This window comes from Halovivax limisalsi, assembly GCF_023093535.1.
GTDB lineage: Archaea > Halobacteriota > Halobacteria > Halobacteriales > Natrialbaceae > Halovivax > Halovivax limisalsi.
The window spans coordinates 3,010,294-3,035,737 of record NZ_CP095757.1; the positions used below are offsets into that span (position 1 = coordinate 3,010,294).

Sequence of the window (25,444 nt, forward strand, 5' to 3'; positions counted from 1 at the left end):
ATCGTCCCGGTCATCTCGTCTTTCGATTGCCGATCGACTGGAGTCGTCGGGTGATCGCCAGTCCGATGCCATCGGTGCCGTCGATCCTCGGATCAGTACCCGGCCGCCGGTTACTCGCCGACCAGATCAACTGTACCGAGCGAGAAGTACGAACGAGAAAGGCACGGGAAACCAGCCGTCAGAGTGAGGTTCGATTGGATCCGCTGATCAGACGAATCCACACCGGTTTGGCAGCGCAACCGCTCCGGCAGATGGCTTACTGCCGGAGTCTCACCGCGACGAGAGTGAGTGCGAACAGAGCCGCGACGAGTCCGAAGCCGGGAATGGAATCGTCGGTTCCGGATTCCGGTGGCTCAGTGGCGTCGTCATCGGTGCTGATTTCGAGCGATTCCGTCGTCGTTTCGTCGTGGACGGAGACAGTCTGTGAGACGCTCTCTCGGTCCACGTCCGTTGGAACCGGCCCGGTTAGCTCGACCGTTTCACTCGTTCCAGATTCGAGTTCGACAGCACTCGTTGCAACGGTGAATCCGTCGATCTCGTACGCGATCGTCTCAGTTATAACCCAACTTCCATCGTTGGTGACTGTCGCCGTCGCTGTCACGTTCTCGTCGGGTTCGGCCGTGGATGGCATCGTCACGTCATCGAGAACGACGGATGGCTTGTTCTCCCTGACCTGAACCGATGCGGTAGCAGTATCCTCGCCCGCCTCGGTAGCGATCTCGATCGTCTCTCCTGCCGAGTTCGCCGGAACCGAGACGGTCGTCGAAACGGTGGCCGTCTCGCCGGCATCGAGAGTTACCGATTCGGTAGCAGCCTCATCGCCCGCGACATCGATCGATACCGTTTCGGAACCCGATTCACCGCCGACGTTTTCGACGGTCACGTCGATCCCGATTGAGTCGCCGGTATCGACCTCGTCGGGAACCGATAGCTCCGTGATCGCGAACTCGGCCGGGTCGGCGGGTTCGGTCGGCGGCGGCAGAACGATGCCTCCGCCGCCCCCGCCGCCGGATTCGGCCTCAAGTTCGACGGTCGTCGTATCGTGGTCGTCGGCCGTAGCGACGACGAGGTCGTGAGTTCCGGCGTCGAGATTTGCCGTACCGAGCGTCACCGTGACCGATTGGGTTGTGCCGGCTGCGAGATCGAGCGTCCGATTCGCGGTCACGTCGCCGCCCAGAGCGACGTCGACCGACGCGTTCGACCGATTCGCCCCGTCGTTTGCGACGGTGATGGTCGCGTTGAGCGCATTGCCGACCTCGACTGGTGCGTTCGTCGCCTCGATCGAGACCGGGAACCTCGTCGGTTTCTCGACCGTGACGGGCAGGGATGCTGTCTCGTTCGAGGTCGAGACGGACGCAGTCAGGTTGCCCGCGGTATCGGCGGTCCAGTTGAACTGCACCGAGGTCCGTGCGCCGCCATCGAGCGAGATCGTGCGGGTATCGACCACTTCATCGCCGATTTCGAGGGCGACGGATTGGTTGCCAGCCACGGTCCCGCCGTTTTCGATCGTCGCATTGACGAGTAGCGTCTCGCCCGTCAGGACCGGACTGTTCGACTCCAGGGCGGGAATCTCGAACGTCGGTGGTCGAGTGACGGTGACGGTCGTCTGTACGTCGTCGTCGCTCGTGGCGAGGGTGAGAGTGTTGTCACCGGCTTCGTCGTCGGTTGTTTCCCAGGAGAGGCTCACGGATTCCGTCTCGTTCGGTGCCAGCTCTCCAGTTTGGACCTCGTCGACGACCGTCCCGTTAGCGAGCAGCGTCACGGTGTCGCTACCCGCTTCGTTGCCGATGTTTTCGATCGTCGCATCGGCGCTCACCGTCTCGCCAGCGTCGACGCGCTCCGGAACCTCGCCGAGTTCGATCGCGAACACGCTTTCGGTTGTCACCTCGACGGAAACGGAGACGTTCGCAGAATCGGTGGTGCCGTCGCCATCGGTGACGGTGAGTGTCGCGTCGTACGTGCCCGCGGCCTCGTACGTGTGAGATGCGGTGGGATCGGCGGTTTCGGTCGTCGTTCCATCGCCGAAGTCCCACTGGTAGGTCGCGATCGAGCCGACGCTGTCGCTGGCATCGAACGTGACAGGTTCGCCAACGGTCGGGGTTTCCGGCGTGGCCGTCAGGACAGCAGAAACCGTTCCGTCGGTTCCGATGTACTCGATATCGGTTACCCTGCCGTCGTGGATGTCGTGGTCGGTCGACGGCGTCCCGTCGGCCGGATCGACGGTCAGATACCGCCCGTCGGACAGTCCCGCGATCAGCACGCCGTCGTCAGCGTCCATTTCGAGTTGGGTGACCGACTGCCCGACGTCGTTCGTCCAGTCGATCGATCCGTTCTCGGCGTCGAGCGCGGAGATCGACTGCCCACCGCCAGTATAGATCGTTTCGCCATCGGAAGCGACGAACACATCCTCGATGTTCGCACCGAGCGTTTCGTTCCACGATTCCGTCCCCGTGGTCGAGTCGATGGCGGTGACGGTTCCGTCGGTCGTCGACACGTACACGACCGCACTATCCGGACTGACGTCGATCGCCGTCGTCGATGCATCGAGGGTCAGATCCCACGTGATCGAGCCGTCCGCCGCGTCGTGAGCGATCACGTCCCCGCCTTGCTGGCCCGCGTAGACGGTCGACCCGTCCGGCGAGACGGCCACGGCGAGGCCGTCATCCCAGTCCGTGTTCTTCGTCCAGCGGACATTTCCGGTCTCGACGTCGATCGCCTTCAGCGGGACGTCGTCTTCGTGGCTGGCGTAGAGCGTCTCCCCGTCGGACGCCAGCGCCAGATCGGTCACGTCCACGCTGGCGCGCGAGAGTTCCCCTAGCTGAACGCCCGAATCCGCGTCGATCGCGCGGACCGTTCCGTCGTCGCCACCCGAGAAGACGACGGCTCCGTTCGGCCCCGGTTCGACGGCTCGAACCGACGACGTGTGCCCGTTGAACCGCCACCGGGTGAGGGGACCGGTGGAGTGATTTCCGGCGCCGAAGGCGCGGACGCTGTTGTCCGCACTGGCCGAGTAAAGCGACTCGGTCTGGGCAGCCTGAATTCCTGTAATTGTGAGATCCGTAGCTATCGATTCGTCCGCTTCGACCGTGACGTCTGTCGTCGACGCCTGCTGCCAGGCTGTCGCCTCCAGCGTGTACGTACCAGTATCGTGCGTGATCGTGTACCCGCCCGTGTCGTTCGTCGTCGTGGAGGCGACGGGCGCCTCGTCGGTGGTCTCGTAGAGGAAGACGCGTGCGTCCTCGACGGGGTCGCCCGAGCCGTCCGTGACGGTCCCCGCAACGCTGCCCGTTTCGGTTGGCGTCGGCTCGTCGACGTAGGTGAGGGCAGCGATAGTATTGCTGTGGACGGGAAGCGGCACGGCCGGACTGCCGTCAGTCGGATCGAGTACCTGAACATCGCCGTCGTTGAGGCCGACGACGAGCGTCTCGCGGTCGGCATCGACCGTCAGGCCGCGGACGCCGGTGGCGGTGCCCGTCTGCCAGTGGCCGACGCCGGCGTGCGCGTCGACGGCGTGAACCTGACTCGCTCCGCCGGCGAAGACGAGATGGCCGTCCGGACCCATCTCGACGTTGCTGACGCCGCTGTTGAAGCCGCCGTAGGCCCAGCGCGTCGTACCGGTCTGGGCGTCGATCGCCCGGACGGTCTGATCCTGACTGTTCGTGTAGACGGTGTGGCCGTCAGGGTGGACGACGATATCGGTCACGTCGCCACGGTGATCGATCGACCACTCGATCGAGCCGTCCGCGGCGTCGTGGGCGAGCACCTCGCCGCCCTGCTGGCCCGCGTAAACGGTCGACCCGTCCGGCGAGACGGCCACGGCGAGGCCGTCATCCCAGTCCGTGTTCTTCGTCCAGCGGACATTTCCGGTCTCGACGTCGATCGCCTTCAGCGGGACGTCGTTTTCGTGGCTGGCGTAGAGCGTCTCCCCGTCGGACGCCAGCGCCAGATCGGTCACGTCCACGCTGGCGCGCGAGAGTTCCCCTAGCTGAACGCCCGATTCCGCATCGATGGCGCGGACGGTTCCGTCGTCGCCACCCGAAAAGACCGTCTCGTCGTCCGGCCCCGCCGCGACGGCTCGAACCGACGACGAATGGCCGTCGAACTGCCAGCGTTCGGGTAGGCTCGACTCCGACGTGCTGGCGTCCGAGGCGACGACCGCATTATCGGTGCCGACGGTGTAGAGGAGGTCGGACTTCGCGTCCGCGATCCCATCGATGGTCAGGTTTGCGGTCACCGATCCATCTGCCTCGACCGTGAGGTCTGTCGTCGACGCCTGCTGCCAGGCGGTCGCCTCCAGCGTGTACGTACCAGTGTCGTGGGTGATCGCGTACGAGCCGTCGGCGTCCGTCGTCGTGGAGGCGACGGGAGCCTCGTCGGTGGTCTCGTAGAGGAAGACCCGCGCGTCTTCGACGGGGTCGCCCGAGCCGTCCGTGACAGTCCCCGCAACGCTGCCCGTTTCGGTTGGCGTCGGTTCGTCGACGTAGGTGAGGGCAGCGATAGTGTTGCTGTGGACGGGGAGCGACACGGCCGGACTGCCGTCAGTTGGATCGAATGCCTGAACATCGCCGTCGTTGAGGCCGACGACGAGCGTCTCGCGGTCGGCATCGACCGTCAGGCCGCGGACGCCGGTCGCGGTGCCCGTCTGCCAGTGGCCGACGCCGGCGTGCGCGTCGACGGCGTGAATCTGGCTACCGCCGCCGGCGAAGACGAGATGACCCTCCGGGCCCATCTCGACGTTGCTGACGCCGGTGTCGAAGCCGCCGTAGGCCCAGCGCGTCGTTCCGGTCTGGGCGTCGATCGCCCGCACGGTCTGGTCGGTGCTGGTCGTATAGACCGTGTGGCCGTCGGGGTGGACGACGATATCGGTCACGTCGTTGCGGTGCTGAATCGACCACTCGATCGAGCCGTCCGCGGCGTCGTGGGCGAGCACGTCCCCGCCCTGCTGGCCCGCGTAGACGGTCGACCCGTCCGGCGAGACGGCCACGGCGAGGCCGTCATCCCAGTCCGTGTTCTTCGTCCAGCGGACATTTCCGGTCTCGACGTCGATAGCCCTCAACGGGACGTCGTCTTCGTGGCTGGCGTAGAGCGTCTCTCCGTCGGACGCCAGCGCCAGATCGGTCACGTCCTTGCCCGCGCGGGAGAGTTCGGCGCGCTGAACGCCCGAATCCGCGTCGATCGCGCGGACTGTTCCGTCGTCGCCACCCGAGAAGACCGTCTCGTCGTCCGGCCCCGCCGCGACGGCTCGAACCGACGACGAATGCCCGTCGAACTGCCAGCGTTCGGGCAGGCTCGAATCCAGAGAACTGGCGTCCGAGGCGACGACCGCGTTATCGGTACCGACGGTATAGAGGAGGTCGGATGTGGCGTCCGCGATCCCATCGACGGTCAGGTTTGCGGTCACCGATACGTCCGCTTCGAGCGTGACGTCGGTCGTCGCTTCCTGCTGCCAGGCGGTCGCTTCGAGCGTGTACGTGCCAGTATCGTGCGTAATCGAGTACGTTCCCGTTGCGTCCGTCGTCGTCGAGGCGACTGGTGCCTCGTCGGTGGTCTCGTAGAGGAAGACCCGCGCGTCTTCGACGGGGTCGCCCGAGCCGTCCGTGACGGTTCCCTCGACGGTGCCGGTCGTCGCTGACGTGGCTTCGCCGACGTAGGCACTATCTCTGATTCCCTTTATGTGTGGTGTCTGCAGTGCTTCGACACTACCCGAGGCTGGATCGAGGGACGTCACCTCTCCACTCGATTGGGCGACCCGAAGCGTCGTCCGATCGGGATCGACGACCAGATCGGTCACGCTGTTCGAGACGCCGGTTTGCCAGTGACCGACACCCGAATGCGCGTCGATGGCGTGAACGCCACCGGACCCACCAGCGAAGAGGAGATGCCCGTCCGGCCCGATCTCCACGCTGTTGACGCCGGCATCGAGGCCGCCGTAGGCCCATCGAGTGGCCCCGGTCTGCGCGTCGATCGCTCGGACGGTCTGGTCCTGGCTCGCGGTGTAGACGGTGTGACCGTCGGGATGAACGACGATAGCAGAGACATCGTTTCGATGGGTAACTGACCATTCGACCGTGCCATCGGCGGCGTCGTGTGCCGTGAGATCGCCGCCTTGCTGACCAACGTAGACGGTGGCGTCGTCGGGCGAGAGAGACACGGACATATCGTCGTCCCAGTCCTGGTTGACGCTCCAGTCGACGGTTCCGTTGTCGATGTCCACGGCGCTGGTGCCAGCGTCGTCTTCGTAGCTGACGTAGATCGTCTCCCCATCTGAATCGATAGCGAGGTCGAGAATGTCCGTACCGGAGGGAGCGAAGCGCTCGACGTGTGCGCCGGATTCGGCGTCTATCGCGTGGACACTTCCGTTGGTACCACCGGTGAACACTGACGAGCCATCGGGACTGACCGCCACTGCGGCCACGGAATTCGACGGCGAGTCGAATGTCCACAGTTCGGTTCCGTTCGGCGCGCTCGCACGGACGGTCCCGTCGTCTGATGCGGTGAGGACGTATTCATCGGTCTGTTCGACGACCGAACTGTTCACGGTTGATTGCGGTTCCAGAACCCCGGTCGGCTCGGTAACGGCCTGCTGTCCGCCGACGGGAGCGACGAGGAACAGACAGCCGACGACGAGCAAGAAACCGAGAACGCCACCGATTCGTGAACGGGCAGGAACGGAACTGGTTGCCGATCCCCCCATCATTGACACCCATTACTGCTTAGAATAATTCGATCCGCCCGAATTTGATACCCTAATCCTGTATTCATATTATGTACAGCCAGGGTTTTGAAAGAGCCATATAAAAAAGTTAAGAAACAGATAGATACGAAAAAGGACGCAACTCGAACCGTGTCAAAAGGCCGTAATCGTGGCTCTGAGAAAGTCTGCAGAGGGGGACCTCTACACGAGTAATAGTTGCGAAAATTTTTAATAGATATAATTACTACAAGATTTCCACGCCCTGGCCGACCTCCGTCTGATAGGCGCGACTCTCGACGCCGACCGCGTCGAACGCGTCGATCATCGCGGCCGCGACGGATCGCCGGTCGCCCGGCCGACAAACGGCGAGCATTGCCGGTCCAGCGCCGCTGATCGTGACCCCGGTCGCCCCCGCTTCGCGGGCGGCTTCACCCACGCGCTCGTAGCCGTCGATGAGCGCGGCGCGTTCGGGCGTGACGACGCTGTCGTGCATCCCGCGGCCGACCAGTTCGGGATCGTCGCGGGCCATCCCCGCGGTCAGCGTCGCCGCCGCGCCGACCGTCTCGACGAGGTCGTCCATCGACGCATTTGCTGGGACGACGCCCCTGGCGTCCCGCGTCGAGACGACCGTCTCGGGCAGGCAGGCGACCAGCGAGAGCGAGGCGTCGATCGCCGTAATTCCGCCCGCAGTGACGATGGTGAACCCGCCCAGAATCGCGGGGGCGACGTTGTCCGCGTGCGCTTCGCCGGAGACGACGGCCTCGCCCTCCGCCGCGGCGCGGACGAGCGTCTCCGCGTCGTGGCCGAGATCGTAGAGGCGGTCGATGGCGACGGCGGTGGCCGCGGCGCTCGCGGCCGACGACCCGAGGCCGGACGACGGTCTGACCCCTTTGTCGATCTCGATTCGTGCGGGTGCGTCGAGCGCGTCCGCGACGGCACCCGCGGTGTTGTCCGCCGGATCGGTCGGGATGTACCGGCTGCCGACGCCGGTGATCTCGATCGACGTGGTCTCGGCGCGCTCGACACGCACTACGTCCGCCGGGCGGGCGAGCGCGAGGCCGAAGACGTCGAATCCGCTGCCGAGATTCGCGCTCGTCGCCGGCGCCCGGACGGTGACCATGCCCGACGTAGCGCCAGGGACCGCAAAAAGGTAGCGGGACGGACGGCAGGTCGGACGGAGAGGCTGTAGCCAGCGGTTACGGTCGGATCGCGCCGACGGCGACCCCGAGATATTTCGTCGTCGGCGTGGAGGCCAGACGGACGACCCGTGCACGACGGACCATCGGCCCGGGACGCGGGCCAGCGAGAGGCGCCGTCCGCCGAATCATCACACACGTGTACCGGGCACCGTCCCCCAGAGCGACCGGCGAACCGACGTGACGACGACCCGCTCGTCTCGGTGGTGATACCGACGCACGATCGTCCCGACGGGCTGCGCCGCGCCGTCGACAGCGTCCTCGCACAGACGCACGACCCGGTCGAAGTGGTGGTCGTCGACGACGCCTCGCGGGTCCCGGCTCGCGACGTCCTCGCCGAGGCGATCGAGCAGTCACGAACCGACGGGGTGGGAGCACCGATCGAGCGATTCGAGGTCGTCCGCTTCGAGTCCAACCGCGGCGGCGCGGCCGCGCGAAACGCGGGGATCGAGGCCGCCAGCGGGGCCTATGTCGCCTTCCTCGACGACGACGATCGGTGGGATCCGGCGAAGCTCGACCGACAGGTCGACCGGCTCGAAGCCGCACCCGCGGGCGTCGGGGTCTGTTACACCGGCGTCGTCCAGGTCGGCGACTCGGGCGGGCGGACGGCGGTCTCGCGGCCGACGCACGACGGGGACCTCACCAAGACGTTGCTCGTTCGCAACGTCGTCGGGACGATATCGTCCGTCGTGATACGCCGCGAGGTGGTCGAGACCGTCGGCGGGTTAGACGAACGCTTTCCGAGCTGGCAGGACTGGGCGTACTACCTGCGCTGCTCGGACGCGTACCGGTTCTGCGCGGTTCGGGAGCCGCTGACGATCCGTCACAACGCGGGCGACCAGCTCAGCGGCGACTACCGGACGAAGCGAGCGGAGAGTGCGCCGCTGTTCAGACGGGAGTTCGGCCCGGTCGCGACCCGGTACGGCCCCTCCGTCGAACGGGCGTTCGAGGCCGCCGTCGACTACCACCTCGGGCTGGCCGCGATCCGCGCCGACGAGTACGGGGCGGCGAGACGCCACTTCCTCGCGGCGCTCCGCCGAAACCCGCGCCGGCCGGTGGTCGCGTGCTACCTCCTCGCCGTCGCGGGCGGGCGGGTCACGTACGAAACGCTCTACCGACTCGACTCGGTCCTCCCGATCCGACGGCTGAAACGGGCGCTCCGGGAGTGACGGGCACGCCTGACGCAACCGGTATTCCGGCAGTAACGGGCGCCTACGGGACGGAACCGGGGCGGGTATTTTCCCCTCGGATCGTCGTACCCCGACCGGAGTATCCGGCGTGATAGAACGATGAACGGCGGGACCGAGGGGCCGTCGAGGAAGGACACCACCTCGAGCGGGTGGACCACGTCGACCGTCGCGTCCGCCCTCGAACGGGGGTCGATCCTCGCCGCCGTGCCGATTCTCGAAGTGCTGATCGCCGTCTCGCTGTTCCCGGCGGTCTACCTCGGCGCGGACCGACTCGCACCGATCGAGGCCGCCCTGCCGGTGAACTTCTACTACCTCGCGATCACGCTCGCCACGCTGCTCGCGCTCGGGACGGTCCTGCGAGCCGGGTACGGGGTCGGCCGCGACCGGCGCGTCGATCCGCGATCGGCGGCCGTCTTCTTCGCCGCGCTCGCGTTCGTCGCCTGGGCGGCGCTCAGCCTCCGCTGGACGGTCGAAAGCGGCGAGTACGCGACGTACAAGCTCGAACGGCTGGCCCTCTTCGGCCCGCTCCTGCTCGGATTCGGGCTCGTGCTCGCCCGATCGCGTCGCCGACTCGTCGCGTTCGCGCTGGTGATGGGCGCGATCGGCGTCTGGCTCGCCGCGGAAGCGTTGTACGCGACGCACGTCCTCGGCGAGATGGCGTTCGTCACCGTCGGCTCCGACACGTACCTCGTCCACGGTCGGGCGATCGGGTTCGCCGCGCCGTTGCTCTCGGGGGTGGTGGTCGCTCGACGCCACCCGGCGATCCGCCTCGTCGCCGGTGCGATGATCGCCGCCGCCCTCGTCGGCAGCGCGACCGCCGGCGGCCGTGGTCCGTTCGTCGCCCTGCTCGCGGCGCTGGGGACGTTCGTCCTCGTCGAGGGCCTGACTGCGGCGGCCGCGAGGCGGGTGACGCCGGCGGGCGTCGCCGCGAGCGTCGGCTCCGCGATCGCCATCGTCGGCGGCGCCCTCCTCATGATCCGAACGCTCGGCTCGACGCCCTGGACGCTCGAACGCCTCGGTACCGTCGGCTCGGATTCCGCCACGGAGACGCGACTGCACATGCTCGAAGAGGCGACGAACCTCTGGCTCGAACGGCCGCTCCTCGGCCACGGGATCGGTAGCTACGACGCCCTCACGGCGACCGGACACGAGTACCCCCACAACGTGATCGTCGAGACGCTCGCTGAACTGGGCCTCGTCGGATTCGGCCTCGCCGCGCTGGTCGTCCTGCCGGGGCTCGTCGCCTCGCTGGCCGCGCGCGTTCGCGGCGGAAGCGCCATGCACACCGCCGTCGTGGCGCTCTTCGTCTACATGCTCGTCAACGCCTGCCTCTCCTTCGACCTCCAGTCGAACCGCCAGCTGTTCTTCGCCGCCGGCCTCCTGGCGCTCGGCTGGACCGCGCGGAACGACGAGTGAGACGACCGCTCGCATCCGCGGCGACCGACCAGACAGCGTCGGGCGAGGGTGGATCGGCTCACTCCGACGAGTCGTCGCGCGGCCGGTCGCCTCGACTCGAACCCCCGTCTTCGACGACGTCGGCGGTCTCGGCCGTCGGCGCGGACGCCGAATTCGACGGGCGCCCGCGGGACCCCGCGAACGTCGCGACCGGCACCGGCCACTCCTCGACTCCTCGCGCGTGGGATGCCACGACGAGGGACACGAGGAGCCAGTAGAACACGTCGGTGTAGAGCATCGCCACCGGGGCGAACGTCGCCAGCGCGAGCAGGAGGCCCGTCGACGCGTATCGGGGTCCCGGGTTCCGACGTACCGCGACGGCGGGGAGAAGCGCGAGAACGGCGAACGCGAGGAGGCCGACGGCCCCGAGTTCGGCGGCGACGCCGACGACGGTGTTGTGCGGGTCGGCGGACATCGACTCGGGCGTCAGCGCCCCGTACGTACCGGCCCCGGACCCGAGGAACGGGCGAGCGCCGAACGCCTCGAACCCCACCTCCCAGATGGGCGTCCGTCCGCCGAGCGTGTCGAGGCGCGACGTCGCGGCCGGCAATCGGTCGAGAAAGACGCCGAGCGAACCGATTCGCCGAACCGCGACGACGAACAGCCCGACGAGAAGACCGGTTCCGACGACGTGGCGGCGTCCGAATTTGATCGGTGGACCGCGGCGGGCGAGGGCGACCCCACCGAGCGCGCCGAGGACGAGGAGGGCGACGACCCCCTGGCGCGACCCCGTCGCGAGCACCATGAACGGCAGGAGCGCGAGGTAGGCGACGTCGATGACGCCGAGGAGGACCCGATCGGAGCGTCGATCGGCGACGAAGAGCCCGGCGGCGACGGGGGCGACGAGGACGAGCCACCGCGCGAGGACGTTCGCGTTGACGCCGTGGGCGACGTGTCTCCTGCTCAGCAGTCCGCCTTGCTGGAGGACGTCGACCACGCCGAGGAGCCCGACGACGAAGACGCCGAGGACGAGCGCCTGACCCACGATCGCGATCCGTCGCCGCGACCGGAGGAGGTCCCAGGCGACGACGAGCACCGCGAGGACGTAGCCCAGCGTCGCGACCCGGACCGCCGTCATCGACGTATCGATCGTCCAGGCGAGACTCGCCGCGGCGACGAGCACGAACGCGCCGACGGCCGCGTGAAACGGGTGCGGTCGTCGCATCGAGCCCCTGACGAGGACGAGGAGGCCCCAGCCGCTCCAGATCGCGAGCGCGAGGAGCGGTCCGATCGAGACGCCGATCGCGGGAACGACGAGCGCGTGGCGAAGCGGGAGGAGGAACGCGTACCCGACGAAGAGGACGAAGAGGAGCCGTTCGGCGAGCTGTTCGCCGCTCGACGGACCGATCGCCGCCCGGGGTGGGCCGGCCCCCATATCGGTCGACACTCGACAGCGCGACGTAAACGGGCGTCGACGGTTCCTTCCGAACGACCCCCGCCTCGAAACCGTCCGCGATCGTAAGATCGGTTTACCGATCCGTAGGCGACATGTACAGCCGAAAGTGGCTACTGGCCCGGTCGACGACCTTTCCGGACGCTCCGATACACGGCCATGAACCGGACCCGTTCGCCCCGACGACGCTCGCTGGTCTACTTCGTCTCGACGCGAACCGCGGGCGGCGCCCAGACCGGCATGGTCCGGTTGCTCGACGGCCTGGATCCGGAACGCTGGGACGTGACGGTCGCGAGCGTCACCAGCGCAGACACCGACGTCGGCCCGGAGCTCCCTGACCGGGCGAAGCGGATCGACCTCGACAGACGATCGCCGGTTCGGGGCCCGATCGCGCTGTACCGCGCGGTCGCGGACGCGGACGTCCTCGTCTGTTCGCTTTACCACGCGACGATCGTCGGCCGACTGCTGAGTACCCTCGCGGGAGTGTCGGTCGTCAACTGGCACCACAGCGTTCGGTTCGCGAACGGGCTCCGCGAACGCTGCTACCTGGCAACCGCAGGGCTCTCAGATCGCATCCTCGCGGATTCGCCCGCGGTCGCGACCGTGCTGGACGAATCCTACGGCCTCGGCGAGAAAGTCAGCACCGTCCCGATCGCCGGCATCGACCTCGAGGAGTTCCGGCCGACGACCCACGCGGCCGGCGACGAACTCCGGGTCGTCACCGTCGGGTCGCTCGTACCGGCGAAGCGACACCGGGCGGTGCTCGAAGCCGCGCGCGTGCTGGACGAGCGCGAGGGCGCCCCGTCGGTCTCGGTCACGATCGCCGGGTCGGGCGAGCTGGCCGCCGATCTCCGACAGCGGCGCGACGCGCTGGGCCTCCAGCGCGTCTCGCTCCCCGGACACGTCGACGACGTCCCCGCCCTCCTTCGCGAGCACGATATCTACCTCCACACCGCCGCGTACGAGGGGCTCTGCCTCGCCGCGCTGGAGGCGATGGCCTGCGAACTCCCGGTCGTCTCGACGCGCGTCGGCGGCCCCGCGACCTACGTCGAGGACGGCCGATCGGGCTACTTGCTCGACGAGGCGGATCCACACGCGATCGCCGACGCGATCCGCCGGCTATCGGATCCCGACCGGCGCCGGGAGTTCGGCGGCCGCGGGCGCGAGATCGTCGAGAACGGCTACTCGCAGGCTGCGCTGGTCTCGGCGTTCGAGTCCGCCATCGAAGCGTGTCTGGACGGAAACGAGCGCGAACGGGTCGACGGGCGGGCGAGGGTGGAGCCGTCGTGACGGCCACCCGTGTTCAGGGCGCACCCGCCAGGGGTGCGACGCGTTCCTCGAACGCCTCGCGCACGCGACGGTGCGTCGCCTCGATCCCGCTCGCCTCGGTGTCGATCGAGACGACCCGCGACTCGTCGGGGAGGGCGTCGAAGAGGCGATCGTAACACGCGTTCTTCGCCGCGTGTTCGTCGGGCGCGGTTCGCCCGTCCGACTCCCGCTCCCAGGCGGTGCTCGACGCCGCGAGGAGTCGAACGTGCAGGTCGGGATCGGGAACGAGCCGCGAGAGCCTCGCCAGCCGCCGTTCGTCGAAGCCGTAGCGCCAGGCCACGCGGACCAGGTCGTCGTGGAGGTATCGATCGAGTACCACGACGCCGCCGTCGCGCTCGATGCGCGGCGTGGCCCACGACTGCCAGACGCCGCGCGCGAGAAAGCCGAGGCCGAGGGCTCGCCCCACCATGCTCGATGACGTCCCGCTAGTGGTGGGCGAACTGTCGGTCGTATCGGTGTCGGCGGACGAGGCATCGGCCGGATCCGCGTCGGCGGACGGACCGCCGGCTGCGGATGCTGCGTCGCCGCGAACGAAGGCGGCTTCGCGCTCGAGGAACCGCGGCGCGATCCGGTCTTTGAGGAGCCGCAGCGGGCGCGCGTTCGGTCCGACGGCGGTCGCGTACCGGGCGTCGACGCCCCGTCCGCGCAGGTGGCGGACGAGCAGGCGCGCCTGCGTGGTCTTGCCCGACCCGTCGATCCCGCTGAACGCCACGAGCGGCGGACGCACAGCCCGTTCAGTCACGGCTCACGACCTTCGCGCCGCGCAGGGCGACGTTGAGGGGGAGTTCGTACCACCCGCCGTCGGGCGAGCGCGCGTGTTCGAGCCAGGCGCGAGCGAGTTCCATCGCGGGCAGTGCCCGGGGCAACGAGACGGTCGCCGGGCGGTGCTCGACGTCGTCGATCACCTCGCGGGCCGCGGTCACCGCGAGGTCGTACCCCGTCGGCCAGCCCTCGATCGCGGCGAGGTGGCGGCCGCGTTCGATCGTCCGGTGGCGCTCGATCGCCCGCTCGCGGTCCCCGCTCGTCCGATCGGCGCGCTCCTCGCCCGGGTCGCCGGCGAGGTGGCGAACGATCGTCACCGCCTCGGGAAGGCCCATCGCGAAGTTCTCGAAGACGGCGTGGGCGGCGTGGATCACCGCGTCGATCGTCGGATCCGGATACCAGACGCCGTCGATCCGGGTCCGCGAGTCGAGGACCGGCTCGGCCGGCACGTACCGGAGGCCGTTCCACGAGACGTCGCGGTGGAGGTGAATCGGGTGACGAACCGGGTGTTCGTACAGCCGCTTGCCGGGTTCCGAGCGGGCGAGGGGGTGGGCCGGGAACGAGGTCCGTCGCCACCCGTTCTCGGTGAGGAGCGAATCGACCCGCGACCAGTCGCGCTCGGCCGCGAGGAGGTTGACGTCCCACGGGTGCCAGGGCAGGTCGACGTTCGTCTTGATCACCGCGTATGGAACGTCGCGTCCGTCCAGGATGTCGTCGACGAGCGCCAGGTCGAGGCGAAACTGGTCGAGCCGCGCCTGTCGACGCCGGCGTTCGGCGGCGAGATATCGCCCGGTCGCGTCGTCGAGGTCAGAGGGGCGTGTCCACGAACCGGGCGGCGTCGCCGAGCCGTTCGCGACGTCGTCGTCAGCCGCCCGGTACAGTTGCTCGAGGAGGGGGATCGCGGTCCCGCTGGCGTCGGCGCGCTCGAGCGCCCCGACCCAGTCAGTCGTGCCGGCGGTCGCGTACCTGACCGCGAGCGCCTCCGGCGCGCGCGTTGCGGCCTCGCTCATTCGCCCGCCAGCTACACCGGGCGCCGACATAGTGGTTTGCGGGTGCGGCCGGTGTACGGTCGGCGTACCGTCCCGTCGGAGGCGGCCGCTCACCGCCGGCGAGGACGGTGCGAGGGTGGTCGACCAGCCCGGAGCGGAAACCGGCCGCGCCGCCGACGCATTCGCGCCACTACTTTTCCGTCGGGCCGTCGAGCGACCGGTCGAGAGCGTCCATGCCGACGTGTCCGTACTGCCTCCGCGGCGCCGTCGTCGACGGCGCGTGCGCGGCGTGCGATCGGTCGATTCGCACGCGAAACGGGATGCCCAGCGTTACGGCTGCGTGCGAGAGGGATCGACGAGTCGACGAACTTCGTCACCTCGCGGCGCTCGACGTCTCCGGGTCGCTCGATCCGGTCGCCGAGGCCCATCGGGCCGGTCGGCTCTCGACCGCCGTCGTCGATCGGTTCTTCGATCGGCGGCCGATCGGCTGGCGCGTGCTACTCGAAGCGGCCCTCGGCGGGCGGTGTCTCGTCGTCGGCGCCGAAACCGAGGCCGCGGCGCTCGCGCTCGCGGAGGTGACCGAGTCGCTCTGGATCGCCGACGTGAACCCGGCGTCGCTCGAAGCGCTCGACGCCGTCGCGACCGCCACGGGAACGGCGCTGTGCCCGCTCCACGCCACGGTCGCCGAACTGCCGTTTCCGCCCGAGGCGTTCGACCTCGTCGTGGTCCAGTGTGCACCGAAATCGCTCGACGGCGTCCTCCCCCACCTCCGACCGCTCCTCGCGTCGGACGGGCGACTCGCGCTCGTGGTCGACGGCTGGCCGCGGGAACTGGGGCTGACGGCCCCGCTCGGTCTCGACGCTGCCAGTAACGGCGCGGGGGTTCGGTCGCGGATCGAGTCGACGATCGCGAGCCGCCCCGGTCGAGTCGGTCGGCGCCTCGAAGCAAACGGACTCGTCCGCGAGCGGTCGTACGCGCTCCTCTCGCGGGGGACCCACGAGAACGAACTCTCGGTCCCCCTCGGGAGCGCCGACGCGCGGCGGTGGCTCCTCCGGTCGTTCGACGGGACGGCCGGGCTACCCGGCGTCGGCGCGCTGGATCGGCTCGCTGCGCTCTTCGATCGGACGGAACTCGTCGAGCGGTCCTGCCCGCGATACCTCCACGTCTGCGAACCGGTCCCGCCGGGCCGGTCGGCGGGCGCGGTCGAGTCGGCTTCCCCCGACGGAAACCGTGACGAGGCCCTCGTCGCGCTCGCCGGAAAGCACCGGACGACCGTTTTCGAACTCGCCGACGGCCGCCTCGATCGACTCAGGAAGGTCCCGAACGGTCGACGGCAGGCGGTGACGAACCGGCGAGCGCGGGACGCGACCGAGACCGCCGCGACCGTCGAATCGATCGAGCCGACGATCCCGGACGCGGTCGCCCGCGGCGGTCCGTTCGGTCCCGAACGCGTCGAACGGCCGGTGCGCGGTCGTCCGCTCGATCGGATCCTCGGGTCGGGACCCACCGCGACCGAACGGGCGATCGACGCCGCCTACGACTGGCTCGAACGCCTCCAACGGGGGACCCGCTCCCGACCGGAGCGAGTGACCCCGGCCGACGCCGCGGCCGAGCTGACCGCGGATCGCTTCGGCCTCACCGATCCGCCGCGACTCGCGGGCGCGATCGAACCGCCGCGCGTCCTCGCCCACGGCGATTTCTTCGGCTCCAACATCTACGTCGCGACGGGCTCGAACGTCCCCGTCCAGGGCCTGGCCGACAGTCCCGGTCGGGAACGCTTCGGCGCGCGTGCCGAGCGGTCGTTCCAGCGGGTCGAACGGGGCCCGCGAACTGGCGCCGAGCGGTCGTTCCAGCGGGTCGAACGGCGCCGATCGAGTGAACGCACAGGACCGTCGACGCCCGGCTACGCGGTCTCGGGCGTCATCGACTGGGAGTGGGCGCGTCGGGACGCGAACCCGATCGTCGACGGCGGATTCTTCGCGCTCGAATCAGCCGCGCACCTGGCCGGCGACTTCGAGGCCGGACTCGACCTGCTCGTCAGCGGGGAGAGCCGGCCCGCGCGCGCACTCGTCGATCGGCTGGGGGACTACGGCGACGCGATCGGCGTCGAGTCGCACGCGCTCGCGGCGTTCCTGCCGATCGGCTACGTCGAACGAGCGCGACGCGACGCGGCGCTGGCCGGACGGCTCGACGTCGACTGGCCGGGACGGACGCGCCGCGTCTGGGACCGCCACGAAGCCCTGGCGCGACGGCTCAGTCGAACCCGTCGCCCTCGGTGAGCGATTCGAGGATCCGCGTCGTCCGGGCGACCGTCAGCTCCCAGGATCCCGGTCGGTCAGTCTCGGGCGGCGACCCGTCGGTGGTCGCGTCGACACCGGATCCGTCGCCGGCCAGCGCGGAGGTGGCAGGGGTGGCGGAATCGATCGAGCGCCGCCCGCCGACGCCCGTCGTCTCCGCCAGCGCCGCGTCGAGCGCCTCCGCGAACGCGGCCGGAGCGGCCTCGCCGACGAGTCGATCTCGCGACGTCGCGACCGGGCGGAGCTGGGGCAGGTCGGTCGCGACGACCGGCACGCCGGCGGCCTGGGCTTCGAGCACCGTCCGGGGAACGCCCTCCGCGCGACTGGGGAGGACGAGCGCGTCGGCCGCGCGATAGCAGGCGGGCATCGCCTCGTGCGGCACCTCGCCAAGAAACTGGACCGCCTCGCCCGCTTCCCGCGCGGTCGCGTCGAGCTCGGACCGCAACGGGCCGTCGCCGCAGACGTAGAGCGTCGCCGCCGGCCGGCGATCCCGCAGGCGATCGACCGCGTCGACGGCGAGGCCCGGTCGCTTGCCCTCGACGAGACGGCCGACGAAGAGCACCGCGTCGCCTTCGCCGGCGATCCGCTCGGTCACGGGGCCACCGGGCGAGAAGCGTTCGCGGTCGATGCCGTTGGGAACGACGGCGATCGGCGTGCGAACCCCGTAGGATCGCAGGCGGCTCCGGTCGACGTCGGTGTAACAGAACACGACGTCAGCGGCGTCCAGCGTCGCGCGGCCGAGGGTTCGCAGATAGGCCTCGATGTACCGCCGGGGCGCGTTCTGCGAGAACACGCCGTGGTTCGTGATCGCGAGCGGCGTCGATCCGAGCGTTCGCCTGAGAGCGGCGAGGTTCGTCGAGAAGTACAGGTGCGAGTGGGCGTGGATCACGTCGTACCCGTCGGCCCCCGCGAAGTGGCGCGCGAGACCGACGGAGACGTCGTTGCCGAGCGGGGAGACGGTGGGGTCGTACCGGCGGAGCGTGTACCCGCTCGCGGACGACGGGCCGTCGTCGTTCGCGGTACCGTTACCGGCAACGCGCCCCTCGCCAGTCACGCGTTCGACAGACGGCGCCGACGGATCGTGTCGGATGGTCAGGACCGTCACGTCGTGGCCCATCGCCGCCTGATCGCGACTCATCGCGTGGACGTGGTAGGCCGCGCCGCCGGTCACGTCCGGGTGAACGGTGTGTGCGATTCGGAGGATCTTCATGGTGAGTTCCCGCGGAGCCACCGGCGAAGGCGCCGGCGGAGGAGGTCGGTCACGTCCGCCCCGACGAAGCGAAGCTGGGCGGCGACGATCCGGCAGTCGAGGGCGAACGACTGGCTCTCGATGTATTGCCGGTCGAGTTCGAGTTTTCGAGGGCCGGTCGTGCTGCCGACGTCGTTGACCTGGGCGAGTCCCGTGAGGCCCGGCTTGACGTGCCAGCGAACCCGCCAGCCGGGCACGGCCGCCTCGATGAGGCGCTCCTCGTCGATCCAGTTCGCCCGCGGCCCGACGACGCTCATGTCGCCCCGAAGGACCGACCAGAGCTGCGGAATCTCGTCGAGGTGCGTGCGCCGTAGGACCCGGCCGACCGGCGTGATCCCCTCGGTCTCGCGGTCGGCCTGGGGCACCGGGTTCTCGCTCTCGGGGCGCATCGTCCTGAACTTTCGGACGCGAATCCGACCGCCGAACGCCGCGGTCCGGGTCTGCTGATAGAGGATCGATCCGTTCGACTCGCGCGCGAGCGTCGCCGCGAGGGCGAGCGCCACCGGTGCCAGCACCAGGAGGCCGACGGTCGCGAACGCGACGTCGAACGCCCGCTTCGAGACGTGGGTGTACCACGGCCAGGGATCGACGGTCACCTCGACCAGCGAGCCGCCGGCGTCCCCGGCGATCAGCACGTCGTCCGCGAGGGACTCGTGACTCACGACGGCGAGGCCGTGGTCGAACGCGACCGCCAGCGAGCCGAAACACTCGCCGCGGTCCGGTTCGGGGAACGCCAGCGCGAGCGTGTCCACGTCGTGGCGACGCACCAGCGACTCCAGCCTGGAGAGGCCGCCGAGTCGCTCGGCGGGATTCGGATTCGCGACCACGCCGACACCGGCCCGACCGCCGTCGGTCGCCGTCGGCACCTCGGCGACGCGCTCGCGTCGCGCTGGCGATCCGCCCGGCGCGTCGCGTTCCGTCGCGCCCGTGCGTCCGGCGTCCACTCCGGTCGGGGGTGACACGAATCCGATCGGGTTCACGGCCAGGTCGTCGGTGACGGCCTCGATCACGGCCCGATCGTCACCGACGACGAGGACTCGATTTGGGCGCTCGCGTCGGCGAAGCAACCAGTAGTACGGCGGAAGCGACACGGCCAGAATCCCCCAGACGGGGACGAGCGCCCCCGCTGGAAGCGAAAGCGGTCCGTACCCCGACCCGAGGGGCCAGAGCAGGAGGCACGCGAGCGTGAGTCGCCCGAGCGTCGTCGCGAGCAGCGACGTCACTCTGCGCGGTCGCGGACGATACATCGGTTCGAGCGCCAATCCGATCACGAGGGCAGCCCCACTCGTCGCGACGACGATCGCGGCCGCGTCGGGCGCATCGAGCGCGGTCGGGTCGATAGGCGGGCCGTACCCCGGAGTTCGCCGCGCGTAAAGGCTCCAGACGGTCGCTACCGCGGCCAGCCCGGTCGTCCCGATCGCACTCGCCGCCCGATACCACCAGCCCGAGTGCATCCGTCGTGGGGTCGCCCTCGCCGCTCTTAATGCCGGAGCCTCGTTCCGGCGACAACGCCACCCTACGCGGGAGTTACTGTTCGAATCCGGTCCAGGCGATGCCGGGCGGTTGCGGGCGCCTCGGTGACGACGAGCGGGAAGGCCGAGCTTACAGCCGCGATTCGAGCCGCGATGAGCCGGGGAACGGCCCGTAGGCCGGCCCAAACGGCGTTGGCCTGGCCAACGTTTATTCCTCCGCTCGAAGCAGGCACTCGCAATTCGGGTCGACCGACACTCTCATGTCTGATACGAAGGATCTCGACGTCGAACTCAGCTGGCGCGAGAAGGGGCGAGCGCTCTACCGGGTCGCGCTGTTTCAACCCTGGTTCGCCGCCGGGGTGATCGCTCTCTCGCTCGTCGCCGCGCTGCTCGAGGGAATCGGACTCACGTTCATCCAGCCCATCATCGAGGTCGCCCAGGGCTCGGCCGACGCCGCCGAGTCGTCGGCGCTCGTGGGGCTGTTCCTCGCGGCGTACGACCGGCTCGGGCTCCCCTTCACGCTCGGCTCGCTCGTCGCCGGGGTGGCCGTCGTGATGACGATCCGCTACACGACGTCGTTCCTGGTCGGCTGGTTCCGGGCCGCGATCGAGACGCGCTACGTCAGGCACCTCCAGGAGGAGGCGTTCACAACGGCGCTGGACGCCGAGGTGGCGTACTTCGACCAGGAGGGCTCCGACGACATCCTGAACGCGATCGTCACGCAGGCGGAGTACGCCGGCCGCGTCATCCGCTACGCGATCAACACCATCGAACAGGGCCTGCTCGCCCTGATGTACTTCGCCGTCGCGGTGGTCATCGCGCCCGCACTGGCCGTCGTGACCGCGGCGTTTCTCGGGACCGCGACCGTCCTCTTCCGGAACGTCCTCCAGGGCGGCTACTCGCTCGGCGACGAGGTTGCCGACGCGAAGGAGGGGATCCAGTCGAACGCGCAGGCCGGCACGCAGGGCATCAGGGACGTGAAGGTCTTCGGCATGGTCGAGGAGCTAAAGCGCGGGTTCGTCAGCGCGGCCGACTCCTTCGAGCGCGCCCGCATCGCCCTCCTGCGCAACGACGCCGCGATCCAGAACTTCTACCAGCTCACCGTCGCCGTCTCGGTGTTCGGCCTCATCTACGTCGCGCTGACGTTCCTCTCGCTGTCGGTGGGCGAACTCGGCGTCTTCCTCTTCGCGATGTTCCAGCTCGGCCCGAAGGTGAGCAGCCTGAATCGCTACCTCTACCGGGTCGAGGGCGAGCTCCCGCACCTGGTCCGCACGCAGGCGTTCGTCGAGGAACTCCAGCGCCACCGCGAACCTACGTCGGGCGCGACGGCGGGGGCTGACGCGGACGCGACGGCGGACCCGGACTCGGGCGCGACGGCGACGTCCAACTCGAGCGCGACGGGGACTCCCGACGGCGGCGCGACCGCGACGCCCGTCTCGATCGACGAGTTCGCGTTCGACGACGTCCACTTCAGCTACGAGACGAGCGACGAGTCGGTCCTGCAGGGCGTCTCCTTCGCGTTCGAGCGCGGCGACTTCGTCGCGTTCGTCGGGCCCTCGGGCGCCGGCAAGTCCACGATCGCGTCGCTGTTCGCCCGGCTCTACGAACCCGATTCAGGCCAGATCCGCGCCGACGGGACGCCGATCGACGCGTTCGACGTGAGCGAGTGGCGCGATCGCGTCTCGATCGTCCGCCAGGACCCGCACGTCTTCAACGAGTCGCTCCGTCGCAATATCACGATCGGCAAGCGAGACGCGAGCCAGGCCGAGATCGAGCGGGTCGCCCGGATCGCCCGCGTCACCGAGTTCCTCGACGAACTGCCCGAGGGCTACGACACGGTACTCGGCGACCAGGGCGTGAAGCTCTCCGGCGGCCAGCGCCAGCGCGTCGCGCTCGCCCGCGCCCTCCTCAAGGACGCCGACCTCCTGATCCTCGACGAGGCGACGAGCGATCTCGATACCGGCCTCGAACGCGAGGTCCACGAGGGCATCGAAGCGATGGAGCGCGACTACGCCATGCTCGTCATCGCCCACCGCCTCTCGACGGTCACCAACGCCGACCGGATCTACACCATGGAGGACGGACGGATCGTCGAGGACGGCCCCCACCGCGAACTCGTCGACGCCGACGGGACGTACTCGACGCTGTACGCGATGCAATCGGCCTGATTGGGTTCGAGAGAGAGAGAGAGAGAGAACGGCTCGCGGGGTCGCTGTGAAACCGACCGTACGCGTCGTATCGGGCGGTCCGACCGGGCGGTGAGCGACCGGCTGGTCGGAGGCAAAGAACGCCGCCCGCGGCAGAAACCACCGCCTCGAAGGCGGTGAGCGGGTCCTCGAAGCGGACGCGAAGTGCCCAATTGGCTTGGTTTCACGCGACGTCCGGCGGTTCGTCGTCGCTGCCGCCGGGCAGCTCCATCTCGATCTCGAGTTCCGGGTCTTCGACGCCGTCGAACTCGATCTCCAACTCGATCGGTTCCCCGAAGTCGAACGGTAGTTCCCACTCGTCGCCGACGAGCGTAACGGTGTCCTCGTCCCGCAGTTGTTCGCCCAGTTCGATCAGAAACTCACCGGCGTCGCTCGCGGTGAGACGGTACTCCCGTTCGAAGTTCCGTCCGGGTCGTATCGTCGTCGGGCCGTCGGCAGTGGATTCGTCGGCTCCCATTATCGAATAACGTCGATCGTAAGCGTGCTCGCGATCCAGCCGTCCGTATTCTCCGTCTCGGTGAAGACGTACCGGTCCGTTAGTTCGTGTGCCGTGATCAGCGGTCTCTCGTCGTCGGCGTCCGTCTCGGTGCCGGCGGTCTCCGGTTCGGCCTGCGATTCCATGGACGTGCGCGATTTAGGCCGGCCTAATCCAATAAAGCTTCCTGTTCTCCCGTCGCGACAACGTACCGACCACCGCGCGTGTCCGCCGAACCGTTTCCGATCGGTCCTCGCCACGACCCGGTACCGCGTGGCGGCGTTGCCGCCACGGCATTCAGTTGCGGGCAGGCGGCCCGCAACTCGCTCGGTGCAAAACCGTCATGGGGAAAGGCCGACGGGTCGGCCTCCGTCGTCACCGCCGGGACACCGTGTTCGCGTGGCGCACGACGAGCGTCTCGTCGGCGAGGTACCGCTCGAGGACGTGCGCGTCCGCTTCGAGCGTCTTCAGATGGTTGCGCAGGAGCTCGCTCGTCGTCGGATCGCCGACTCGGTCCGCCAGTTCGATGTGTTCGCGCCGCTGCACCGCGAGCGTCGCGTAGCCATCGAGGTCGCGCTCGAGCGACGAGCGGATATCGTAGTGGTGGGCCGCCTCGATGTACAGCGGCGCGTGCTGGCGGATGCCCATCGGCCCGCAGGCCGGAACGCCGCCGAGTGCGGTGATTCGGACGGCGATATCGTCGGTCATCTCCGTGAGTCGGTCGGCGGCGGCCGCGAGGAAGTCGCCGATCGGCCTCGATTCGGCACCCTCGACGAGCCAGAAATGCTTGCGAACCTGATTGAAGAGGATGTACAGCCCCGCCATCTCCTCGTTCAGGGCCGCGACCAGTTCCTCGGCGACGTCCCGTTCGATGCCGAGCGCGTTGTCGGCGACCGCGCCCCACTCCTGACGGACGTGAGCGGAATCGGGACTCCGGAGATGCGGCGTACTCGTCATCGGTCCGTCAGCACCTCCGCTCGAACGAGCGTCTCGGCTTCGAGCGCTCGCTCGATGACGTGGGCGTCCGCCTCGAGGCGTTCGAGGTGGTCCCGGAGCAGTTCGGCCGTGCCCGGATCGCCCCGTTCCTCCGCGAGCGCGACGTGGTCGCGCATCCCGGCGATCAGGGTCGCGTACCCCTCGAGGTCGCCCTCCAGGGATGCACGGAGGTCGTAGCGGTGCTCGGCCTCGAGCCGTACCTCGGCCCGTTCCTGAATCGTCGGCGGCGTGTTCGGGGGAATCCCGCCAAGTTCGACGATCCGAATCGCGAGCGCGTCGTTCATCGCCCGCAGGCGCTTGTAGGCGTCCTCGAGGAAGTCTGCGAGTGCCTCGTGTTCGGCGCCCGCCGCCGTCCAGAAGTGCTTGCGAAGCAGGTAGAACAGGTTGAACGATCCCGCGTGGTCGACGCTCAGGGCGTCGACGATCACGTCGGCGTCCGCGCGGTCGACCCGGAGCGCGTTCTCCGCGACGGAGCCCCACGCCTGTCGGCGTTCGCCCGTCTCGGGCTCCCGGACGAGTCGGCCCTGTTTCTGTGCCATGTTGGGACCAGTTCAGTGGGTGGCGCTCTCGAGGACCAGGGTGTCGTCTTCGAGGTAGTGCTCGAAGTGGTGCCCGTCCTCCTCGAGCTCGACGAGGATCTCGCGCAACAGCTCGGCGGTCGCGGGGTCGCCGAGGTTCTCGGCGAGTTCGATCCTGTCGCGCATCGACTCGATGATCTCGCCGTAGATCTCGAGGTCGTTCTCGAACATGGTGCGGACGTCGTAGACGTCCTCGCCCTCGAACTCGACGGTCGCGCGCTCTTCGAGGTTCGACGGGCCCGAGACGGGGACGCCGCCCAGCGCCTGCGCGCGCTCTGCGATCTCGTCGGCACCCGCCTCGACGCGTTCGTAGGCCTCCTCGAGGAACTCGTGGAGCGGGAGGAACTCGGCGCCCTCGACGACCCAGTGATGCTTCTTGAGCTGGTGGTAGAGGACGTACGAGTTGGCCAGTTCGGAGTTCAGCGCGTCGACGATCTGCTCGGCCTTGTCCCGGTCGAGCCGGAGCGCGTTTTCGTCGACGGTCCCGGCCCGTTGACGGACGGTCGTCTCTTGGGAGTTCATCACACGGGTGATAGGCCCTCGACCACCTTATACCTTTCATCTATCCTATATTTTTTGGTGTGCCTAGATCCGCCGGCGATCTCGGGGCGGCGAAGTCTCGGATGACCCGCCGAGCGCCGCGGTCGGGCCGTCGCCCGGCCGTGCGGTAGCGTGGGGAGCGACGGTTCGAAACCTCCTTCGGGTTGCGGTGGCCCGAACCGGTATGGAGAGTGCTCCGCCGACGGCCGACGACGAAGCGCTGCTCGAACGCCTCGTCGAGACGAACGAGCGCACGTTCGACCCCGAGTTCTTCGACGGCGCCCACATCGTCACCGCGGGCGTTCGGACGACCGACGGCTCCGTCTACGAGGGCGTGAGTTTACCGGCGAGCGTCGGCCGCGCGTCGATGTGCGGGGAACCCGTCGCGCTGGGCTCCGCGATCGCCGACGGGCACGGCCACGACGAGATCGAGACCTGCGCCGCCGTCTCGTACCCGATGCCGTCCCACGACGCGACCGAAGCACGGATCATTCCGCCGTGCGGGTCCTGCCGGGAGCTGTTGGCGGATTACGACGAGGAGCTGCGCGTCATCGTCCCCGTCGATGGGGAGAACCGGGTCGTCAGCGCCGTCGACCTGCTCCCGACCCGGACGTGGTGAGGG

18 protein-coding genes are annotated in these 25,444 nt (G+C 68.9%); 6 read left to right on the plus strand and 12 right to left on the minus strand.

Annotated features, from left to right (window positions below):
- Positions 1-256: 256 nt before the first annotated feature.
- Both MXA07_RS14085 and MXA07_RS14090 read right to left on the minus strand, forming a co-directional pair.
- Positions 257-6,631 carry an outer membrane protein assembly factor BamB family protein gene (locus tag MXA07_RS14085; RefSeq protein WP_247729227.1) on the minus strand — a complete coding sequence of 2,125 codons (6,375 nt, stop codon included), beginning with the start codon at positions 6,629-6,631 and terminating at the stop codon, positions 257-259.
- 307 nt (positions 6,632-6,938) lie between these two features.
- Positions 6,939-7,814: a homoserine kinase gene (locus MXA07_RS14090; RefSeq protein ID WP_247729228.1), complete on the minus strand. Its 876-nt coding sequence runs from the start codon at positions 7,812-7,814 to the stop codon at positions 6,939-6,941.
- A 282-nt stretch (positions 7,815-8,096) separates the two neighbouring features.
- Between MXA07_RS14090 and MXA07_RS14095 the strand changes: the two genes are divergently transcribed.
- The gene (locus MXA07_RS14095) at positions 8,097-9,059 is read left to right on the plus strand and encodes a glycosyltransferase family 2 protein (protein WP_247729229.1); all 963 of its coding nucleotides are present in this window, start codon (positions 8,097-8,099) and stop codon (positions 9,057-9,059) included.
- A gap of 120 nt (positions 9,060-9,179) precedes the next feature.
- Positions 9,180-10,496, plus strand: coding sequence for an O-antigen ligase family protein (locus MXA07_RS14100; RefSeq protein WP_247729230.1), 1,317 nt, complete (start codon positions 9,180-9,182; stop codon positions 10,494-10,496).
- Between the two features lie 58 nt (positions 10,497-10,554).
- Here MXA07_RS14100 and MXA07_RS14105 read toward each other — a convergent pair whose 3' ends face one another.
- A complete protein-coding gene (locus MXA07_RS14105) occupies positions 10,555-11,910 on the minus strand; it encodes an O-antigen ligase family protein (RefSeq protein WP_247729231.1) in 1,356 nt (451 codons plus the stop codon).
- 177 nt (positions 11,911-12,087) lie between these two features.
- Here MXA07_RS14105 and MXA07_RS14110 point away from each other — a divergent pair, with 177 nt between their 5' ends.
- Complete coding sequence (locus MXA07_RS14110; RefSeq protein WP_247729232.1) at positions 12,088-13,218, plus strand: glycosyltransferase; 1,131 nt, start codon at positions 12,088-12,090, stop codon at positions 13,216-13,218.
- Between the two features lie 13 nt (positions 13,219-13,231).
- On the opposite strand, the gene MXA07_RS14115 is transcribed toward MXA07_RS14110, so the two are convergent.
- Positions 13,232-13,999: a dTMP kinase gene (locus MXA07_RS14115; protein ID WP_247729233.1), complete on the minus strand. Its 768-nt coding sequence runs from the start codon at positions 13,997-13,999 to the stop codon at positions 13,232-13,234.
- On the minus strand, positions 13,992-15,029 hold the full coding sequence (locus MXA07_RS14120) for a hypothetical protein (RefSeq protein WP_247729234.1): 1,038 nt from the start codon (positions 15,027-15,029) through the stop codon (positions 13,992-13,994). Before MXA07_RS14120 ends, MXA07_RS14115 begins: the two co-directional genes overlap by 8 nt.
- Positions 15,030-15,241: 212 nt before the next feature.
- Between MXA07_RS14120 and MXA07_RS14125 the strand changes: the two genes are divergently transcribed.
- A complete protein-coding gene (locus MXA07_RS14125; RefSeq protein WP_247729235.1) occupies positions 15,242-17,287 on the plus strand; it encodes a class I SAM-dependent methyltransferase in 2,046 nt (681 codons plus the stop codon).
- On the opposite strand, the gene MXA07_RS14130 is transcribed toward MXA07_RS14125, so the two are convergent.
- Positions 17,262-18,515 (minus strand): glycosyltransferase family 4 protein, encoded by a 1,254-nt coding sequence (locus MXA07_RS14130; protein ID WP_247729236.1) that lies wholly within the window; start codon positions 18,513-18,515, stop codon positions 17,262-17,264. The genes MXA07_RS14125 and MXA07_RS14130 overlap by 26 nt on opposite strands.
- Positions 18,512-20,008 carry a sugar transferase gene (locus MXA07_RS14135; RefSeq protein WP_247729237.1) on the minus strand — a complete coding sequence of 499 codons (1,497 nt, stop codon included), beginning with the start codon at positions 20,006-20,008 and terminating at the stop codon, positions 18,512-18,514. The genes MXA07_RS14130 and MXA07_RS14135 overlap by 4 nt, the downstream gene beginning before the upstream one ends.
- 278 nt (positions 20,009-20,286) lie before the next feature.
- On the opposite strand from MXA07_RS14135, the gene MXA07_RS14140 reads away from it, so the two are divergent.
- Positions 20,287-22,194, plus strand: a complete 1,908-nt coding sequence (locus tag MXA07_RS14140; protein ID WP_247729238.1) for an ABC transporter ATP-binding protein — start codon at positions 20,287-20,289, stop codon at positions 22,192-22,194.
- A 202-nt stretch (positions 22,195-22,396) separates the two neighbouring features.
- On the opposite strand, the gene MXA07_RS14145 is transcribed toward MXA07_RS14140, so the two are convergent.
- The 5 genes from MXA07_RS14145 to dpsA (MXA07_RS14165) form a co-directional block, all read right to left on the minus strand.
- Positions 22,397-22,690 carry an amphi-Trp domain-containing protein gene (locus MXA07_RS14145; protein WP_247729239.1) on the minus strand — a complete coding sequence of 98 codons (294 nt, stop codon included), beginning with the start codon at positions 22,688-22,690 and terminating at the stop codon, positions 22,397-22,399.
- Positions 22,690-22,854 carry a hypothetical protein gene (locus MXA07_RS14150; protein ID WP_247729240.1) on the minus strand — a complete coding sequence of 55 codons (165 nt, stop codon included), beginning with the start codon at positions 22,852-22,854 and terminating at the stop codon, positions 22,690-22,692. Before MXA07_RS14150 ends, MXA07_RS14145 begins: the two co-directional genes overlap by 1 nt.
- A gap of 229 nt (positions 22,855-23,083) precedes the next feature.
- Positions 23,084-23,665 carry a DNA starvation/stationary phase protection protein DpsA gene (dpsA, locus tag MXA07_RS14155; protein WP_247729241.1) on the minus strand — a complete coding sequence of 194 codons (582 nt, stop codon included), beginning with the start codon at positions 23,663-23,665 and terminating at the stop codon, positions 23,084-23,086.
- Positions 23,662-24,243, minus strand: coding sequence for a ferritin-like domain-containing protein (locus MXA07_RS14160; protein WP_247729242.1), 582 nt, complete (start codon positions 24,241-24,243; stop codon positions 23,662-23,664). Before MXA07_RS14160 ends, dpsA (MXA07_RS14155) begins: the two co-directional genes overlap by 4 nt.
- Positions 24,244-24,255: 12 nt before the next feature.
- Positions 24,256-24,804 (minus strand): DNA starvation/stationary phase protection protein DpsA, encoded by a 549-nt coding sequence (gene dpsA, locus MXA07_RS14165; RefSeq protein WP_247729243.1) that lies wholly within the window; start codon positions 24,802-24,804, stop codon positions 24,256-24,258.
- A 202-nt stretch (positions 24,805-25,006) separates the two neighbouring features.
- Here dpsA (MXA07_RS14165) and MXA07_RS14170 point away from each other — a divergent pair, with 202 nt between their 5' ends.
- Positions 25,007-25,441 (plus strand): cytidine/deoxycytidylate deaminase family protein, encoded by a 435-nt coding sequence (locus MXA07_RS14170; protein ID WP_247729244.1) that lies wholly within the window; start codon positions 25,007-25,009, stop codon positions 25,439-25,441.
- The last annotated feature ends 3 nt before the right edge of the window (positions 25,442-25,444 follow it).